General features: G+C 41.2%; 19 protein-coding genes. 7 read left to right on the top strand and 12 right to left on the bottom strand.

The window, feature by feature from the left end; genetic code table 11:
- Positions 1–106 precede the first annotated feature (106 nt).
- The 4 genes from ilvC to leuD all read left to right on the top strand — a co-directional run bounded on the left by ilvC (position 107) and on the right by leuD (position 4,506).
- Positions 107–1,132, top strand: a complete 1,026-nt coding sequence (gene ilvC, locus M3183_RS16815; RefSeq protein WP_251471632.1) for a ketol-acid reductoisomerase — start codon at positions 107–109, stop codon at positions 1,130–1,132.
- A 165-nt stretch (positions 1,133–1,297) separates the two neighbouring features.
- Positions 1,298–2,404 (top strand): 3-isopropylmalate dehydrogenase, encoded by a 1,107-nt coding sequence (leuB, locus tag M3183_RS16810; RefSeq protein ID WP_251471630.1) that lies wholly within the window; start codon positions 1,298–1,300, stop codon positions 2,402–2,404.
- A gap of 96 nt (positions 2,405–2,500) precedes the next feature.
- Positions 2,501–3,916, top strand: a complete 1,416-nt coding sequence (gene leuC / locus M3183_RS16805) for a 3-isopropylmalate dehydratase large subunit (protein WP_251471629.1) — start codon at positions 2,501–2,503, stop codon at positions 3,914–3,916.
- 2 nt (positions 3,917–3,918) lie between these two features.
- A complete protein-coding gene (gene leuD / locus M3183_RS16800; protein WP_251471628.1) occupies positions 3,919–4,506 on the top strand; it encodes a 3-isopropylmalate dehydratase small subunit in 588 nt (195 codons plus the stop codon).
- A gap of 102 nt (positions 4,507–4,608) precedes the next feature.
- On the opposite strand, the gene M3183_RS16795 is transcribed toward leuD, so the two are convergent.
- The 4 genes from M3183_RS16795 to M3183_RS16780 all read right to left on the bottom strand — a co-directional run bounded on the left by M3183_RS16795 (position 4,609) and on the right by M3183_RS16780 (position 6,491).
- On the bottom strand, positions 4,609–4,779 hold the full coding sequence (locus tag M3183_RS16795; RefSeq protein WP_251471627.1) for a hypothetical protein: 171 nt from the start codon (positions 4,777–4,779) through the stop codon (positions 4,609–4,611).
- A gap of 418 nt (positions 4,780–5,197) precedes the next feature.
- Complete coding sequence (locus M3183_RS16790; protein ID WP_251471626.1) at positions 5,198–5,350, bottom strand: hypothetical protein; 153 nt, start codon at positions 5,348–5,350, stop codon at positions 5,198–5,200.
- Between the two features lie 140 nt (positions 5,351–5,490).
- Positions 5,491–6,072 (bottom strand): GNAT family N-acetyltransferase, encoded by a 582-nt coding sequence (locus M3183_RS16785; protein ID WP_251471625.1) that lies wholly within the window; start codon positions 6,070–6,072, stop codon positions 5,491–5,493.
- A 104-nt stretch (positions 6,073–6,176) separates the two neighbouring features.
- Positions 6,177–6,491, bottom strand: coding sequence for a DUF3892 domain-containing protein (locus M3183_RS16780; protein WP_251471624.1), 315 nt, complete (start codon positions 6,489–6,491; stop codon positions 6,177–6,179).
- Between the two features lie 162 nt (positions 6,492–6,653).
- Here M3183_RS16780 and M3183_RS16775 point away from each other — a divergent pair, with 162 nt between their 5' ends.
- Together M3183_RS16775 and M3183_RS16770 are read left to right on the top strand one after the other, a co-directional pair.
- A complete protein-coding gene (locus tag M3183_RS16775; RefSeq protein WP_251471623.1) occupies positions 6,654–8,237 on the top strand; it encodes a glycoside hydrolase family 55 protein in 1,584 nt (527 codons plus the stop codon).
- A gap of 71 nt (positions 8,238–8,308) precedes the next feature.
- Positions 8,309–9,265, top strand: coding sequence for a DMT family transporter (locus M3183_RS16770; protein ID WP_251471622.1), 957 nt, complete (start codon positions 8,309–8,311; stop codon positions 9,263–9,265).
- Positions 9,266–9,298: 33 nt separating this feature from the next.
- Here the strand turns inward: M3183_RS16770 and M3183_RS16765 are convergent, their stop codons facing one another.
- Positions 9,299–9,868, bottom strand: a complete 570-nt coding sequence (locus tag M3183_RS16765; RefSeq protein WP_251471620.1) for a DUF1836 domain-containing protein — start codon at positions 9,866–9,868, stop codon at positions 9,299–9,301.
- A gap of 127 nt (positions 9,869–9,995) precedes the next feature.
- Here M3183_RS16765 and trhA point away from each other — a divergent pair, with 127 nt between their 5' ends.
- Positions 9,996–10,643: a PAQR family membrane homeostasis protein TrhA gene (gene trhA, locus M3183_RS16760; protein WP_251471619.1), complete on the top strand. Its 648-nt coding sequence runs from the start codon at positions 9,996–9,998 to the stop codon at positions 10,641–10,643.
- A 267-nt stretch (positions 10,644–10,910) separates the two neighbouring features.
- Here the strand turns inward: trhA and M3183_RS16755 are convergent, their stop codons facing one another.
- The 7 genes from M3183_RS16755 to M3183_RS16725 all read right to left on the bottom strand — a co-directional run bounded on the left by M3183_RS16755 (position 10,911) and on the right by M3183_RS16725 (position 16,192).
- Positions 10,911–11,279: a DUF488 domain-containing protein gene (locus tag M3183_RS16755; protein WP_251471618.1), complete on the bottom strand. Its 369-nt coding sequence runs from the start codon at positions 11,277–11,279 to the stop codon at positions 10,911–10,913.
- A 149-nt stretch (positions 11,280–11,428) separates the two neighbouring features.
- On the bottom strand, positions 11,429–11,659 hold the full coding sequence (locus M3183_RS16750) for an excisionase family DNA-binding protein (RefSeq protein WP_251471606.1): 231 nt from the start codon (positions 11,657–11,659) through the stop codon (positions 11,429–11,431).
- A 48-nt stretch (positions 11,660–11,707) separates the two neighbouring features.
- Positions 11,708–12,637 (bottom strand): dipeptidase, encoded by a 930-nt coding sequence (locus tag M3183_RS16745; RefSeq protein WP_251471604.1) that lies wholly within the window; start codon positions 12,635–12,637, stop codon positions 11,708–11,710.
- A gap of 104 nt (positions 12,638–12,741) precedes the next feature.
- Positions 12,742–13,062: an ArsR/SmtB family transcription factor gene (locus M3183_RS16740; RefSeq protein ID WP_251471602.1), complete on the bottom strand. Its 321-nt coding sequence runs from the start codon at positions 13,060–13,062 to the stop codon at positions 12,742–12,744.
- Positions 13,063–13,482, bottom strand: a complete 420-nt coding sequence (locus tag M3183_RS16735) for an SRPBCC family protein (protein WP_251471597.1) — start codon at positions 13,480–13,482, stop codon at positions 13,063–13,065. It abuts the gene before it with no gap.
- A 425-nt stretch (positions 13,483–13,907) separates the two neighbouring features.
- Positions 13,908–15,203: a purine/pyrimidine permease gene (locus tag M3183_RS16730; protein WP_251471596.1), complete on the bottom strand. Its 1,296-nt coding sequence runs from the start codon at positions 15,201–15,203 to the stop codon at positions 13,908–13,910.
- Between the two features lie 20 nt (positions 15,204–15,223).
- Positions 15,224–16,192, bottom strand: coding sequence for a bile acid:sodium symporter family protein (locus M3183_RS16725; RefSeq protein WP_251471595.1), 969 nt, complete (start codon positions 16,190–16,192; stop codon positions 15,224–15,226).
- Positions 16,193–16,397: the final 205 nt, after the last annotated feature.

The following is a 16,397-nucleotide window of genomic DNA, read 5'->3' as shown; positions in this document are numbered from 1 at the left end:
AGTTGATCCCACTTAGGCTGCCTGGATAAGCAACAATACAGTGGGACCTTAGTGCCAGTAAAAGCAGAATAAAATAAACTACTATTTTTGAAAGGATGACAACAAAATGGCAAAAGTACTTTATAACGGAGATATTCAAGAGGAAGTTCTACAAGGAAAGAAAATCGCTGTAATCGGTTATGGCTCTCAAGGTCATGCTCACGCTTTAAACTTAAAAGAAAGCGGATTTGATGTAGTTGTTGGTTTACGTAAAGGGAAATCTTTCGATAAAGCTGTTGAAGATGGTGTAGAAGTAACTTCTGTTGCTGAAGCAACTAAAGCTGCAGATGTGATTATGATCCTTCTTCCAGACGAAATGCAGCCTAAGGTTTATCAAGAAAGCATCAAAGATAATCTTGAAGCTGGAAATGCATTAGTTTTTGCACATGGTTTCAACATTCATTTTAACCAAATTGTTCCACCTGCAGATGTTGACGTATTCATGGTTGCACCAAAAGGCCCAGGACATCTTGTTCGCCGTACTTATACTGAAGGTGCTGGAGTTCCTGCTCTTTATGCGGTATATCAAGATTATACAGGCCAAGCAAAAGATCTTGCACTTGCATATGCAAAAGGAATCGGTGCTGCCCGCGCAGGTGTTTTAGCAACTACATTCCAAGAAGAAACTGAAACTGATTTATTCGGTGAGCAGGCTGTTCTTTGCGGCGGTACTACTGCCCTTATCAAAGCAGGTTTTGAAACACTTGTTGAAGCCGGCTACCAGCCAGAAGTTGCTTACTTCGAATGTTTACATGAATTGAAATTAATTGTTGACCTTTTATACGAAGGCGGCCTGGAAAACATGCGTTACTCTATCTCTGATACAGCTCAATGGGGCGATTTCATGTCAGGTCCTCGTGTTGTTAATGCAGAAACGAAAGCACGCATGAAAGAAGTATTAACTGATATCCAAACTGGTGTGTTTGCAAAAGGCTGGATCCTTGAAAACCAAGCAAACCGTCCACAATTCAATGCAATCAACCGTGCTGAAAACAATCATTTAATTGAAAAAGTCGGCCGCGAACTTCGTGCATTAATGCCGTTTATCCAAAAGCCGGTAAGTGAAAAGAAAGAAGCAGTTGCAAGCAAGTAATTCACTATTCTAAACCAGATTTAAGGTTAGAAAACTTATTAAAACGGTTCACTTAGTGTCAGCACCACTCGTGGACAAATGTCTGCGGGTGGCGGGCACTAGAATTAGGACATATGCTTGGTGTCAGGCACCGTATTCTTTTAAATTTATAAGGAGGTTGCTCTTATGAAAAAACGTATTGTTTTACTTCCCGGTGATGGGATCGGTAAAGAAGTAATGAATTCCGCAAAGGAAGTTTTGTCCGCTATTGCGGAAGAGTTTAATCATACATTTAGCTTTGAGACCCATGAAATCGGAGGAGCAGCCATTGACCAGTACGGAACCCCGCTGCCAGATTCAACAGTGGATGCCTGTAAGCAGGCAGATGCCGTATTACTTGGTGCCGTTGGCGGTCCAAAATGGGATCAAAATCCTTCCCATCTCCGCCCTGAGCGCGGTTTGCTCGGAATCCGTAAAGCACTTGATTTATATGCCAACTTAAGACCGATTAAAGGATTCAAAAACTTGCTGCATGCTTCCCCATTAAAGGAAGAAGTTATTTCAGGGAGCGACCTCCTTATTGTACGTGAATTAACTGGCGGCCTTTATTTTGGCACTCCAAGTGAAAGACGGGATAATGGCCAGACTGTCGTTGATACTCTTGCCTATACACGTCATGAGATTGAGAGAATTGTAGATAAGGCGTTCCAAGCCGCACAAGGCCGACGCGGTAAACTTGCTTCTGTAGACAAAGCAAACGTACTTGAATCTAGTAAGCTTTGGCGCGAAATTGTAGAAGAGAAAAAATCCCAATATCCAGATGTAGAGGTTGAACATGTTTTAGTTGATGCAGCTGCCATGAAGCTGATTACCAATCCTAACCATTTCGATGTTATTGTAACAGAGAACATGTTTGGCGATATTTTAAGTGATGAAGCTTCTGTGTTAACAGGTTCACTCGGTATGCTCCCTTCTGCCAGCTTAAATGAATCTGGTGTAGGACTTTACGAGCCAGTACACGGATCCGCACCTGATATTGCAGGTAAAGGTATTGCGAATCCTCTAGCGATGATTTTATCGTCAGCACTTATGCTCCGCTATTCATTTGAATTAAATACTGAAGCATCTTTGATTGAAGAAGCTGTTCAGGCTATTCTTGATTCCGGTGTCCATACCGCTGACCTTAAAGTAGAAAATGGGCGTAAAGCAGGTACAGAAGAAATGACCCGTCTGGTAGTTGATTACATCAAAACTCAATCTGCATCTAAATGCATAGCCAGCTGCTACTATTAATATCTATTTATCATGTAATTGGCCGGGTAAACCGCGATTAACCCCGCGGTTTACCCTTCATTTTAATTAAAATCTATTAAGTGAGGAAGGAACACTATGCAGCCAAAAAATATAATTCAAAAAATTTGGGAACAGCATGTTGTGCATCAAGAAGAAGGAAAACCAGACCTGCTTTATATTGATTTACACCTAGTTCACGAGGTAACCTCTCCTCAAGCATTTGAGGGACTTCGTTTGAACGGCCGCAAAGTCCGCCGCCCAGACCTTACTTACGCAACAATGGATCATAATGTTCCGACCCGTGAACGAAATATTATCAATGATCCCATTTCTAAAAAACAAATCGACACATTAGGGGAAAATTGCCAAGAATTTGGTGTAACTCTTGCTGATATCAACCACCCTGATAATGGAATTGTTCATGTCATCGGTCCGGAGCTTGGTCTCACACAGCCTGGTAAAACGATTGTCTGCGGTGACAGCCATACCTCAACCCATGGAGCTTTCGGGGCTCTTGCATTCGGCATTGGTACAAGCGAGGTTGAACACGTCCTTGCCACTCAAACACTTTGGCAGGCAAAACCTAAAACTTTAAACATAAAAGTCAATGGCAAACTTGGGACTGGCGTAACGGCGAAAGACTTAATCCTTGCGATTATAGCTAAATTTGGCGTTAAATTTGGTACTGGCCATGTTATTGAATACACTGGCGAAGCGATTCGTGAAATGACGATGGAAGAGCGCATGACCGTCTGCAATATGTCAATTGAAGGCGGTGCAAGAGCAGGACTTATTTCACCAGATGAAACAACAGTTGAATATTTACGCGGACGCAAATATGTTCCACAGGGCGAAGCCTTTGAAGAATCTGCTGCTCGTTGGAAGGCCCTGGCTTCTGACGATGGTGCTGCTTATGATATGGTTTTAGAAATCGATGCCTCTGAGGTGGAACCTCAGGTAACTTGGGGAACAAACCCTGGTATGTGTATCCCAGTTACAGCAAACGTTCCAAGCCCAGAAAATACAGAAAAATCCAGTGAAAAGGATGAAATCAAGCGTGCCCTTGAATATATGGGACTTGAAGCTGGACAGCCAATTACCAGTGTCAAAATTGATAATGTATTCATTGGTTCTTGTACAAACTCACGTCTTAGCGACCTGCAGAAGGCAGCCGAAGTGATTCGCGGAAAACAAGTTGCTCCTTCTGTTAAAGCCATTGTTGTGCCGGGTTCATTCAGTGTTAAATTGGCTGCAGAAAAAGAAGGCTTAGATCAAGTCTTTAAAGATGCAGGTTTTGAATGGCGGGAATCTGGATGCAGCATGTGCCTGGGAATGAACGATGACATCATTCCATCTGGTGAACGATGTGCTTCTACTTCTAACCGGAACTTTGAAGGCCGTCAAGGTAAAGGCGCCCGCACCCACCTAGTCAGCCCAGAAATGGCTGCAGCAGCAGCAATTGCTGGTCATTTCGTTGATGTCCGTAAGTTTACTGCACAGGAGGTAATGTAACCATGGAACCGCTACGTATTCACCAAGGCCTTGTCTGTCCTTTAGACCGGTCAAATGTTGATACAGACCAAATTATTCCGAAGCAATTTTTAAAGCGCATTGAACGCAGCGGATTTGGCCAATTCCTTTTCTATAACTGGCGTTTTGATGACGATGGCAATCCTAGACCAGATTTCCCATTGAATGCACCTGAATACAATGGTGCTTCGATTTTAGTGGCTGGTGAAAACTTTGGCTGCGGCTCCTCCCGTGAGCATGCACCATGGGCGATTCAGGATTTCGGCTTCAAAATCATCATTGCCCCTAGCTACGCAGACATTTTTAAAAATAACTGTGTGAAAAATGGGATCCTTGCAATTCAAGCAACTGAAGAGCAAGTACAGACCATCTTGAAAAAGGCAGAAACAACTGAGGGCTACAGCTTAACTGTTAATCTTGAAGAACAAGTCGTATCTGACAATGAGGGATTTGACATTCATTTCGATATCGCCCCATATCCAAAAGAAATGCTGTTAAACGGCTGGGATGAAATTGGCGTAACTTTAAAGTATGAGGATAAAATTAAAGAGTATGAGCAAGCTCATGCTTAAGTTTAGTTGAGTCTGGGAGTATCCCGGGCTCATTTTTTTATAAAAATTGCGCTCGATTACACTGGCACCTATTTTACATATTGAATCTTAGGCTTTAGTACCTTACTTCCATTGACCAGATGATGAAGCTGATTTTCCCTTTTTAGGTAAATCTCCATTGACTTCACATGTCATTATTCTTCCTTTACGGGTAATCCACAGTTCTCCTCCATAGACCGTACATGCTATTTTATCTCCTTCACGGGTAATCCAGCCCTGCTTCATGGACCGCATATTCTAATTTTTCTCCTTCACGGGTAATCCAGCTCCCCTCCATGGACCGCAAAAGCTAAATTTCCTCCTTTACGGGCAATCCAGCTCCCCTCCATGGACCGTATATGCTATTTTGTCTCCTTCACGGGCAATCCAGCTCCCCTCCATGGACCGTATATGCTATTTTTTCTCCTCCCCGGGCAATCCAGCTCCCCTCCATGGACCGTATATGCTATTTTTTCTCCTCCCGGGCAATCCAGCTCCCCTTCATGGACCGTACATGCTGTTTTTCCCCCTTCCCGGGCAATCCAGCCCTGCTCCATGGACCGCACATGCTATTTTTCTCCCTTCACGGGCAATCCGCCCCTGCTCCATGGACCGCATATTCTAATTTTTCTCCTTCACGGGCAATCCAGCTCCCCTCCATGGACCGCAAAAGCTAAATTTCCTCCTTCACGGGCAATCCAGCCTCGCTCCATTGACCGTACATGCTATTTTTCCCCCTCCCCGGGCAATCCAGCTCCCTTCCATTAACCGCACATGCTATTTTTCTCCCTTCCCGGGCAATCCAGCTCCCTTCCATTAACCGCACATGCTATTTTTCTCCCTTCACGGGCAATCCAGCCTCGCTCCATTGACCTCACATGCTATTATTTTTCCACCCGGGTAATCCAGCTCTCCTGACATTATTCAAAAAAGCTTCACTCACCATTTGAGCAAAGCTTCTTGCAGTTAAATATTTTTCAGTATATCCTCATTATCCTCAGATTCATCGTTATCAAAGGTTAGAACCTCATCTGTCGGCTGATAGGATTCTCCATAAAATTTTTCGTCCTTATACGTGTGGATTAGCTCATATGTTTTTTTCATGGCTTCAAAAATCATTTCCTCTGATTCATTTTGTGGTGCCCAGTAGAGGATTTCCATTTTGTTAACTTCATTTGTTGCAAGCGACTTTCTCTCATATCCAATAGACTGAGCATGCTCAAAACCTTCCCGCTTATAAAAACGCAGCCGCTTTTCCGTATCACTGTCCTCATAATTAACCGGCTCCACTTCCAATATAATCGGTTTGCCTTTATGCTTCATTTTTTCCATTAATTTATGGCCAAGCCCCTGGCCGCGGGAGTCCTTTGACACAAACAGGTAATCGATAAACACAAACTTCTCTAATTCCGCATACATCAGAACATGATGTGGTCCTTCATCTTTATGGTAAATGTCAGATCGTTCCCTCAGTAACGTCTCCATATGCTCTCTTGACTTCATTTCTTCAACAGGAAAATATTGATTCAGTTTTTCATACCAATGCATTTACTTACTCCTTTACTGGGTTATACAAACAGTTCTATGAATTTCCTTCCTGTCTTATTCCAAAAAGCCGAGCAGAAGCCTTCTTCCGCTCAGCTTATGAAACATTAAAACTCTGGCAGCTGGCTTAAATTGTTATCTTTAATTCCGTCCGGCTCACTGCGAATGATGTCCCTTCCATATTTATGAAAAACATCGACATTGGCAATATTCCCTGTCTTTGCTTCGTCTAAGGCGGTTATATAATCTAATTCCCTGCCGGTATTGGTTTTAAACGCAATGATATCTCCGTCATCATTTTTCTTCACCGCAATAAACTCTTCCTTACCATCAGGATTACTCCGGTCCGCTTCAGCCTGTGCCTGACCCTCGCTCTGCTGCTTATATTGCTCATATATTTTTTCAAAGTCTTTCTGTTCCATTTCATTCCACCTCCGAACATTTGTTAGTATTTTTCTTTTTAGCAAAAATATTCGAGTATCCATGGTCAATTCTTGAAAGACATTAGCAGAGCGTTAAAACTACTTGGGAATTTTTTCAAAAGCAGATATAATACCAATAATAGGATTTTGAGGTGTTAAATAATGTTGAACTTAACTAAATCACATGATCCACGAAAAAATGAAGCATTACTTGGACAAATCACAGGGAAGCAGCTTGATATGAAAGAAGCATTGCAAGAAACTGAACGCCTTTTTCAAGAATGCCTCGCAAAAACACCTGAACCAGTACTGGTGAAAAAGCAAAAATATCCTATTCCTTTTACACAAAAAGCAGGCGAACTATTATTTCGTCCATTTTCAAAGCCTGCAATCTTACCAGAGCCTTGCAAGCTTTATGTTGATTCTAAAGGGAATGTTTATCCTGATTGGCTTGATAAACTTAATCGAGAGTTCCTCCAGCTGGAGAAGATGGTGATAAAAGAAGTAAATGTGGCAGATTATGGTGCGGTTGGTGATGGGAGAACGGACTGCACCGCCGCTTTTAACAAAGCGATTGGCAAGGGAAAAGTGAAAGTTGTCGTTCCTAAAGGTGTCTTTATCACACACGGTATCCAGCTTCCATCCTGGACATGGCTGTCCGGTACTGGAAAAGGGACTACCACGCTCAAACTCCATTCAGATGCAGATAAGGGAACTAGACAAATAACAAATGCCAGCCATTGGCGGGGAAACCATCACATCATCGTTGAGGGCCTTAGCTTAGATTGGAATGTCGAACGTCTTGGAAACGATTCAAAAACAAGTACATGGGGCAATCATTCAAGCTGTTTAACCTTTGCGAATGTTACATATGGCTGGATAAGGGACGTGGAGGCAATAAATCCCGGTCTCCATGGTATTGATATTTCCTCTACACTTTACAATTATGCCGGGGATGGCAGACGTGCACGGGGCGGCAGCAAGTATGTCTGGGTCGACAATGTCACCAGCTGCGGCTTTGGTGATGACGGGATCACAACACATCATAGTGACTATATTTTAATTTCTCATTCTCATCTGTGCGACCCGAGCGGCCGGGCTCACCGGAAAGGTTTTTCCAATTCAAATGGAATTGAAATTGATGATGGCTCGCAGAATGTGGTGCTTGTTAACAATTCAACAGCAAGATGTTTTGGCGGAGTTGAAATTAAAGCACATCAGAATTCGTCTGCAGCTTCAAATATTCAGATTGCCGGACATCTTTCTGTGAACGATAACCGTTCCTTCAACTTCCGCCATATCGGTCATCATAAACTTGAGGATCCAGAATCGAAGACAGCATTCAATATTATGGCAACAAATCTGGTTTCCATCGGACCGGTATGTACAAATTTATATAAAGATTCCAAACCGCGCGGATTAGTGGTCTCCAGTTATAAAAATGTGGTGATTAACCACTTTACGGCAATTGGTGAACCCCATTACAATTACGCTGGCGGCCCAGTTGCAGCCATTCAGTATCGAGCGAGAAACGTCATATTAAACCAACTATTTTTTAAAAATTTTACAACTGCGGAATCGGGTATTAAAGTGTTTGGCGGGCCTAACCGGGCTGATTCAGTGTGTATCCAAAATGTCGAAGCAGCAGACTCCAATTTTCAAATCATTTCAACCGGTTCAGGCCTTAAAGATGTTAAAATGAAAACTATAAAGCCAACACGGGAGGCCGTTCTGCCAAGAAGATAATGGAACAGCGGGGGGCCGGACGATTCAGTCCTGCCTGTCCCCCGTTTTTTTGAAAGGAAATGGTGGGAAAATTGACGAAAAGACAAAAATATCAGATTTATATTCTCCTAGTTTTTGTCATGGTGACATGGGGATTCAATGTTATTGCAACAAAAATGCTTGTAACGTCCTTCGCACCTGTTACGATTACATCACTGAGAATTTTTACTGCAGGCATTAGCGTATTTATCATCCTTTTCTTTTTAAAAAAGGTCAGAATTCCATCCAAACATGAACTGTTTTATATTATTTTGGCCGGCCTTTTTAATGTGGTCGGACATCATTTCTTTTTATCAATCGGTCTAACGAAAACTTCTGCTTCTAATGGTGGACTGATTTTAGGATTGGGCCCGCTTTTATCGACCATCATAGCTTTTATTATATTAAAATATCGAGTAACAGTATTAAAATGGCTTGGAATCGTTTTTGGCCTTGCAGGCATTACTTTTATCGTGGTAATCGGAAATGGCGGCTCGCTTAGTGCAGCCTCCATGGGAGACTTATATGTATTTATGTCGATATTTTCACAGGCACTGAGTTTTGTCCTGATTCGAAAGATTTCCCATTCATTAGATCCTCGTCTGATGACTGGTTATATGCTGCTGTTCGGCTCAGTGATTTTATTTTTCATTAGTTTATGGAAAGAACCTGACGGGTTACAGAATATTGCACATGGTTCCACATCCATTTGGATGGTTTTTCTTTCATCTGCCATCATTGCAACAGCCATCGGCCATATGATATACAACAGCGCGATTGGAAAGGTAGGCGTTACAGAGTCAGCCATATTTATCAATCTTAATCCTTTCTTTGCTTTAATTGGTGCAGTCCTATTTCTTGGTGAAAAAGTGACGCTTTCGCAAGTGATTGGGTTTATATTTATCCTGTTTGGTGTTTTATTTGGCTCAGGGGCCTTGGAGGAATACGTACGACAAAATAAATTAAAGAGGGATCTATTGTTTAGAACAGAAAAAAGTAAACATATATAAAGCGCCGGACTTTAGCTCCGGCGCTTTTTTCATTTATTTAGTTTCTTGTTCTAAAACAATTTGATCCACTAACTTTTCTGCAATCTTACGGTAAAGGCTGCTCATATGAACAAGTGAGGAAATCAATAGTACTTGTTCTAAATAAGAAAATTCTCCTTCTTGATCATCCATCACTTCGATTGCCCGTTGAAAAATATCTTCTTTAAAACCTTCAACATTTCTTTTAGTCAGATTAAGATAGCTGTCATAAAAAGAATCCAAATCTATACTCTCATCCATGATCATTTTATTTATTCCATCTAATGTCAGTTTGATATCACTGATAGATAAAGTACCTTTAAGCTGATAGATGAGACTGATTAAAATGAGGTGTTCTTTTGAATACCTTTTATTTTTGATTGGAAAAAACAGCTTTCCCTTGGCATAATTATTGATCATTGTTTTGGTCAAAACTTTTTCGTTTTCATTCCTTTTGGATTCGGAGAATTTATTTTCAAAAAGTTGAATGACTTGATCCATATATAAATCAATAGTTGGGATTTCCTCTAATGTTAAATTTGTATCTAAGTCAAACTGGCTGATTATTTGTTTGATTTTTTCCATCGTCTAAACCTCATTCACTACATGATATTTTATTATTATACATGATATGCTTATCGTTGACTAGATAGTAATATATATGTATTATTATATGTAGTTATAAAAACTACATAGTTAGGGTGGGATTTAATTGAATCAGTATGTACGGGAACCGATTAATGGGTTTACCCATTTAGCCGGGGCGATTTTATCATTTGTCGGACTTTTGGCTATGGTGATTAAAGCATCCATTACAACGCCAACACCGCTGGCCATTTCTGCTGTCATTATTTTTGGAATCAGTATGATTTTGCTTTATTCTGCTTCAGCCACCTATCATATGGTGATTGCCAAAGATAAGGTGATTGCTTTTTTAAGGCGTCTTGACCACTCAATGATTTTTATTTTGATTGCTGGTACCTATACACCCTTTTGCTTTATTAGTTTAAACGGGAAAACCGGTGCCATTCTTTTCTCAATAATTGCTGGTGTTGCGGTATGCGGTGTCGTCTTTAAGATGGTTTGGTTTCAATGCCCCCGCTGGATCTCAACGATTTTATATCTCGCGATGGGCTGGATGATTGTTTTTGTTTTCTCGCCCCTTGCTGGCAGCCTGAATTCTGCCGGGTTGTTCTTATTGGTGCTCGGGGGGCTTTTTTACACCATCGGAGCTGTGATTTACGGAGCAAAACCGAAGTTTCTTAAATTTAAAAATTGGGGTTTTCATGAGATATTCCATGTGTTTATCCTATTAGGGAGCCTGGCTCATTTTTTAAGTGTATTTTTATATGTAATTTAATAAGGAAAACGCGAACGCCTTCGGAATAAGCACAGTGTATTCCTGCGTTATTCATAGGAGCTTTCCTTAATAGTCTTCCTCAAGGCTTGAAAATTTCTGCGGCCCTGATAGCGGCTTTTTTTAGGCATAATGGTATTTGATCTCAAGCTGCCGCACCAAATACTCGGGGAGCTTATTCGGGGAGAAATACTGGCGCGGCTGCCTGCGCTGGATTATTCTCAAAATTGATACTAAAAAACGACCGTGGATCTAAATACCATGGTCGTTCTAGTCTTTCATTCTATTCTTAATTTCTTCCTCTAAAACAAGTGCATGATTATATATTGGATCTTTAGCACCATATAAAAGGGTGACCGGCTCCTTAGCAGCAATTTCAATTATCTGGTCAACAGTTTGTGATTGCACGCCTTCTCTGCGCAGTTCCTCTAAATAACGCTCTCGAAACTCAGGAAACAACTCCGGCTTATGACAAAACCATTTACGTAATTCAGGACTGGGTGCAGCCTCTTTCAGCCAAAAGGATAATTTCGCTTTCTCCTTTGAAATTCCCCTCGGCCATAGCCGGTCCACTAATATCCGGCATCCGTCCATCTCATCAAAAGGTTCGTAAACCCGCTTTAAAAAAATGTTTGACATTCTTCTTCCCTCCTTGCAAATTGGTGTAAGACACCTTAAAAAGACAAATTCCTATTTCATCCACCCCAGACGGACACTCCTCCCACCTATTACGGTTGAAAGTGTCCACTGGAGAAGGACAAATGTCCACCAAGGGTGTCAGGGACACCTTAGTCTTCATCCTTAATATCCAGATCCTCTGGTATTGGTTCGTTTAGGATTTCTTCAATCAGTTGTTTGTATTTTTCCATTTGTTTTAAATGGGTGTTGAATTGTTCTTTGTTAATTAGGTATTCATTTCCGTCAAACAGCGCCCGAATTTTCTTTTGCTGAATAAGTTTTTCTACAGCTGCCACTGGAATGGATAGGTATTCGGCTGTTTCTTTTACTGAAAGATACATTTCCTTACTCCTCAATCATTCATTTTTTCACCTGTCGCAAGTTCCATCCTACATTCCCGGTCGATGATCTAAAAAGTTCTGCGCGGCAAATCCTATAACCTCATCCTCAGAGTAGTATTTTAATAATTCATTAATTAAGTTCTGACTCTTTGAGGCATCATCTAAATCAATCACGAAATGTGAAATTCCGTCAAAATCAGAGCCAAGTCCAATATTTTTCACTCCTCCTAAAGAGCAAAAATGATCAATATGCTTCACCAAGTCAGGAATCGTTGCTTTACCGGATTCTTTAATAAAAGGCGGATTATAGACAACATGAATCATGCCGCCTTTTTTAAACATCGCGGCAGCCTGTTCATCAGTTACATTACGCAAATGGCTGCAAAGAGCCCTGGCATTAGAATGGCTGGCAATTGGATAGTCTGCTGACTCAATCACTTCCCAAATCCCCTTATCACTTAAATGGGAAACGTCTGTAAAGATTTTATGTTCATTATTAAAAGCAACAATCTCTTTTCCCAACAGTGTCAACCCGCCGCCGCGCGGTTCGCCGGCACCGTCTGCTGCCAAATTAGCATTATTCCATGTTAAACCAACCAAACGGACACCGAGCTGATAAAGAGTCCTCAGCTTCATTATATCGTTGCCAATTGCGTCTACCCCTTCAAGTGTCAGCATCGCGCCAATCTGGCCGATTTTTAACCTGTCAAAATCTGACCATTCTTTAATTTGTACCATGTCAGGGTTTTTTCCTAGGACCTCTTTATAAAAATAATCCACCTGCCTTAGTGCGGCTTCAAACTTTTGGTCAGATGGCAAATCAGGTTCAATGAAGATAGCAAAGCCTTGTACCTTAACCTTTCCTTTTTGTAACCTGGCTTTATTTGCCTGTAATTCAGGAGCATCCGTAAATCGCAGCGAACCCGCTGCATCTGAAAGCTTCATCAAAACATCACAATGTAAATCGATAATATTCAAAAGAGCCAACTCCTTTCATTAAAATAGTATCATAAATGGCAGGAGAATTAGAAAAAATGACCGATTGAAAAGAGCTGGAAGGCATCTCCCAGCTCTTTTCAATCTCATTTCTCTTCTTCATTTTCAACCATATATTTCAATATGGAAAGCTTGTTGCTCCAGAATTGCTCATAAAAGCGGCGAAGCTCTATTAACGGTTCCGGGTGAAGCCGATAAATTTTTTCTCTTCCCTTCTTTTGGCCGCTCACTAGCTCTGCCTCTGAAAGAATACGAAGATGCTTTGCGATGGCTGTACGGCTCATTGGAAAATGCGAGGTTATCTCCGAAATCGGCAAGTCTTTTTCCGACAGCAGCTTTAGTACTTCTCTCCGGGTTGGGTCAGCAATCGCCTGGAACACATCATGCTTATGCACAGGCTGTGACACTTACCCCTCCACAAGCTTCTTCAGCTTTTGCAGGATGCCTGTCCAGCCTTGAGACATCATATCGCGAATTTCTGAAGACTTTCTGTGAGCTTTTTCAATCATTTCATCAGGCTGTTTCCAACCGCCATGGATTAAAGTAAATTCCGTCTTTCCCCCAAGATCTTTTAAAATAAAGGAAGCAAACCAGCCCTCCGTATCCCATATAAAGGATAGCTTGTTAGGCGGGTCAAGCTCTGTCACTTTACATGGCGATGGGCCAAATGGTGATTGTAAATGAAACTCATATCCAACTTCCGGCTGGAAATCATTTGGCATAAACCATGAGGCGATTCCCTCTGAGGTAGATACCCTCTCCCAAACCTTCTGAATTGGTGCTTCAATGACTATTGATTGCTTAATATCTGGTAACGTCGTTTCCATATATTCTCCTGCTTTCTTTTTAAAATATATAACCTTTTGGTTTTACTTTAATAGTATATAAAACCATTTGGTTTCATGTCAACGCAAATCTTCTCCTACTCAGTATTCCATTAAAATAAAAGACTATGTTAAACTTTGCTGTTGATTTTCGCTCCAGGCACTTCGCTTTCCGCAGGCGTTCCGTGGAGTCTCCTCGCGCTAACGCCTGCGGGGTCTCCCCTTGATACATACTCCCGCAGGACACTGAATTTACATCATTGAATCCGCCCACGCACGAAGGAAATGCGTTAGCATTTACGAGGAGTCTTCGTGCCTTCCGCTGCAATCAACAGGGTTTTAAAAAATCAACACCACTCTTTAACAGCCAAATAAAAAAAACATCCCCTCACCACATAGTGAGGGGAATTCACATTAATGTTCTTCCTTTATAGCTGTTTTTCGAACATAACATGTTCCAGCAGTAAACATAAAATCAATCCGACAATCAATCCATTAGATACAATGTTTCTAAGCCATGGAGCAACACTTTCAAAGCTTTCAGCCGGCATAAACATGATGCCGACACCAACGATCAACGACAGCCCGATGACAAGTAAATTCCTGTTAGAAGGTTCTCTTCCCATTAAGTCACGAATACCAAAGCCCATCATTTGGGCAAAAGGGATAAATAATGAGGCATAAGCCACTTCCATCGGCAGAGTAGCTAAAAATCCGCCAATATACGGAAAGAAGCCTGCCGCCATAATCAAAACGGCCCCAATAATCAAAGGACGCATTTTTTTAATACCTGTCGTGCCGATAAACCCTGCACCAACTGAAAGAGGCACAACCCCGACAACAGAAAACATTCCGGAAAAAATTAAACCTATACCGTTCCCAAAAAGCCCTTTCTGGTATTGTTTTGATGTGATCTCCCTCTCCAATACAATACCAACTACTAAAATACTGGCAATTACATTAGAGATCAATACAATGGAAGTTATAACGGAAGTCAATATAATACCTATATTAAATTCAGGCATTCCCCATGCAAAAATCTCTGGAAGTTTGAACCAGTTTGATGGTTCATAGGTCTTTCCAGACTTAATTAAACCAAAGAAGTGAAACAATACCCAGCCGGCAATAATTCCGATTAACGGGCCCATGCTTTTTAAAATACCGTTTGCTTTTAAAGATAAAGTTAATATAATGATAATTTCCAATAAACAAATGAAAGTAATTTTTACATCGAGATGGCCTGTGGCCGTAATTCCAAGGAGGCTCTGAAGAAAAGGACCACTCATCTGGCAAACTAGTAAAATTAAATAAACCCCTGTGACAATCGGGGTAAAAAGGCCGCGGATTTTCTCAATAATCGGCAGCAGCCCTAAGATAGCTAAGAAAGCTCCAGCAACGATCAAACCAAGCTCCAATTGCTGCAGCAAATGGCTCCGTTCTCCTGGAACACTTATGGTCCCAAGAAGAATAAAAATGGCCCACCACATTCCTGCTGCACCTTCGACTATCGGAAGCTTGTGACCAAAAAAGATTTGAATTAAAGTGGCAGCACCGGTGATAAACAGCATTCTTTCCATAAAAGTTGAAATTTCAGCCGGCGACATATGAAAGGCCGCACCTACGACAACCGGGACAGCAATAATGCTGGTTAACATAAAGACAGCCCACTGAATGCCTTGCAATCCGGATAACCAGCCGCTTTCTTTATGGTTTAATTCCGTCATAAAATGAAAATCCCTTCTTTCTATAATGCAACAGATTCACGTTTTTCCAGCCTTTTATTATAATATCTCGCAATAAAGTGTCCAGCTAGGGATGCCAGAACCTGCTGAAAGAGCATTCCAATCACAACCGGAACCGCAACTGCAGATGGGAAATAGGTTACACCTATTACTGCGCCGGCACTGATGTTTCTCATGCCGCCGGAAAAAGTCATAGTAATGACTGTATTCCGTTCTTTTACCAAAAACTTTCCAATAAAAAAAGAAAATAGATAACCAGTTAGCGCAAGACAAAAGACAACGAAAGCAATTCCAACCAATTTTAAATTAATATTTTTTAAATAAGGTGCCACTACTGCCCCGTTCAGCATCACCACAAAGCCCAGGAAAATTTTTGAAATAGGGGCTAGGCGGGACCCCAGCTGTTCGTTTATTTTCCCTTTTGTTAGTTGATTTAACATCATCCCGATAATCGAGGGAATTACCACCATTCCCATTAGTCCCATCATGATGTCAAGGTAATCCATTTCAATTTTTTGACCCATGAAAATCGACAATGAATAGGGGACAATGAATGGAGAAAGGAATGTATCAATTAAGATGACAGATAAAACGACCGGAATATTTCCTTTATAAATCGATACCCAAATAAAGCTGGTGATTCCTGTTGGAATGACCATGGCCAAAATAAGACCGGTAATCGTGTAGGCATCACTTGGGTAAATGATATGCCCCACTCCCCATGCCCATACCGGCATCACAACATGTAAAATCATCATCGCAACAAAGATTGGAAAAGGATGCAAGATGACATCTTTTAATGATTGAAAATTCGAGTTTAAACTTCCCGCAAACGTCATAAAGGCAAAAATCCAAGGAATTAAAAACGAATAATCCTTTATATAAGTGCTTAATAAAACGCCTGCAATAACACTTACGGGCGTGATTAAGGGCATGATTTTTTCCAGTTGTTTATTTAGTTTTTTCAGCATACTGGGCAACTCCCACCATTTTCTTAAAGTGTTTAATTTCTGGAACTTTCAATGACTATCATAACATGGAATGAATAGTTTCGGGTATCGAATATATTATTCAAATACGACTCAAGTCGTATTTGGAATTCATTCCCTGGTGCATAGCTCTATGACAAAGGATTTTGTATTCTATATATAAGAGAAAACAGGTAAGGGGATGTTC

It is taken from the genome of Neobacillus mesonae (genome assembly GCF_023715155.1).
Lineage (GTDB): Bacteria > Bacillota > Bacilli > Bacillales > Cytobacillaceae > Neobacillus > Neobacillus mesonae_A.
Note: the sequence above shows the minus strand (reverse complement) of the source record. Positions and strands in the feature narration are given on the sequence as shown.

Bases quoted from the DNA above. Each gene is read 5' to 3' on its own strand.
- ilvC (WP_251471632.1), top strand. From the start codon at position 107: ATGGCAAAAGTACTTTATAACGGAGATATTCAAGAGGAAGTTCTACAA.
- leuB (WP_251471630.1), top strand. From the start codon at position 1,298: ATGAAAAAACGTATTGTTTTACTTCCCGGTGATGGGATCGGTAAAGAA.
- leuC (WP_251471629.1), top strand. From the start codon at position 2,501: ATGCAGCCAAAAAATATAATTCAAAAAATTTGGGAACAGCATGTTGTG.
- leuD (WP_251471628.1), top strand. From the start codon at position 3,919: ATGGAACCGCTACGTATTCACCAAGGCCTTGTCTGTCCTTTAGACCGG.
- M3183_RS16795 (WP_251471627.1), bottom strand. From the start codon at position 4,779: ATGCGGTCCATGAAGCAGGGCTGGATTACCCGTGAAGGAGATAAAATA.
- M3183_RS16785 (WP_251471625.1), bottom strand. From the start codon at position 6,072: ATGCATTGGTATGAAAAACTGAATCAATATTTTCCTGTTGAAGAAATG.
- M3183_RS16780 (WP_251471624.1), bottom strand. From the start codon at position 6,491: ATGGAACAGAAAGACTTTGAAAAAATATATGAGCAATATAAGCAGCAG.
- M3183_RS16775 (WP_251471623.1), top strand. From the start codon at position 6,654: ATGTTGAACTTAACTAAATCACATGATCCACGAAAAAATGAAGCATTA.
- M3183_RS16765 (WP_251471620.1), bottom strand. From the start codon at position 9,868: ATGGAAAAAATCAAACAAATAATCAGCCAGTTTGACTTAGATACAAAT.
- M3183_RS16755 (WP_251471618.1), bottom strand. From the start codon at position 11,279: ATGTCAAACATTTTTTTAAAGCGGGTTTACGAACCTTTTGATGAGATG.
- M3183_RS16750 (WP_251471606.1), bottom strand. From the start codon at position 11,659: ATGTATCTTTCAGTAAAAGAAACAGCCGAATACCTATCCATTCCAGTG.
- M3183_RS16735 (WP_251471597.1), bottom strand. From the start codon at position 13,482: ATGGAAACGACGTTACCAGATATTAAGCAATCAATAGTCATTGAAGCA.
- M3183_RS16730 (WP_251471596.1), bottom strand. From the start codon at position 15,203: ATGACGGAATTAAACCATAAAGAAAGCGGCTGGTTATCCGGATTGCAA.
- M3183_RS16725 (WP_251471595.1), bottom strand. From the start codon at position 16,192: ATGCTGAAAAAACTAAATAAACAACTGGAAAAAATCATGCCCTTAATC.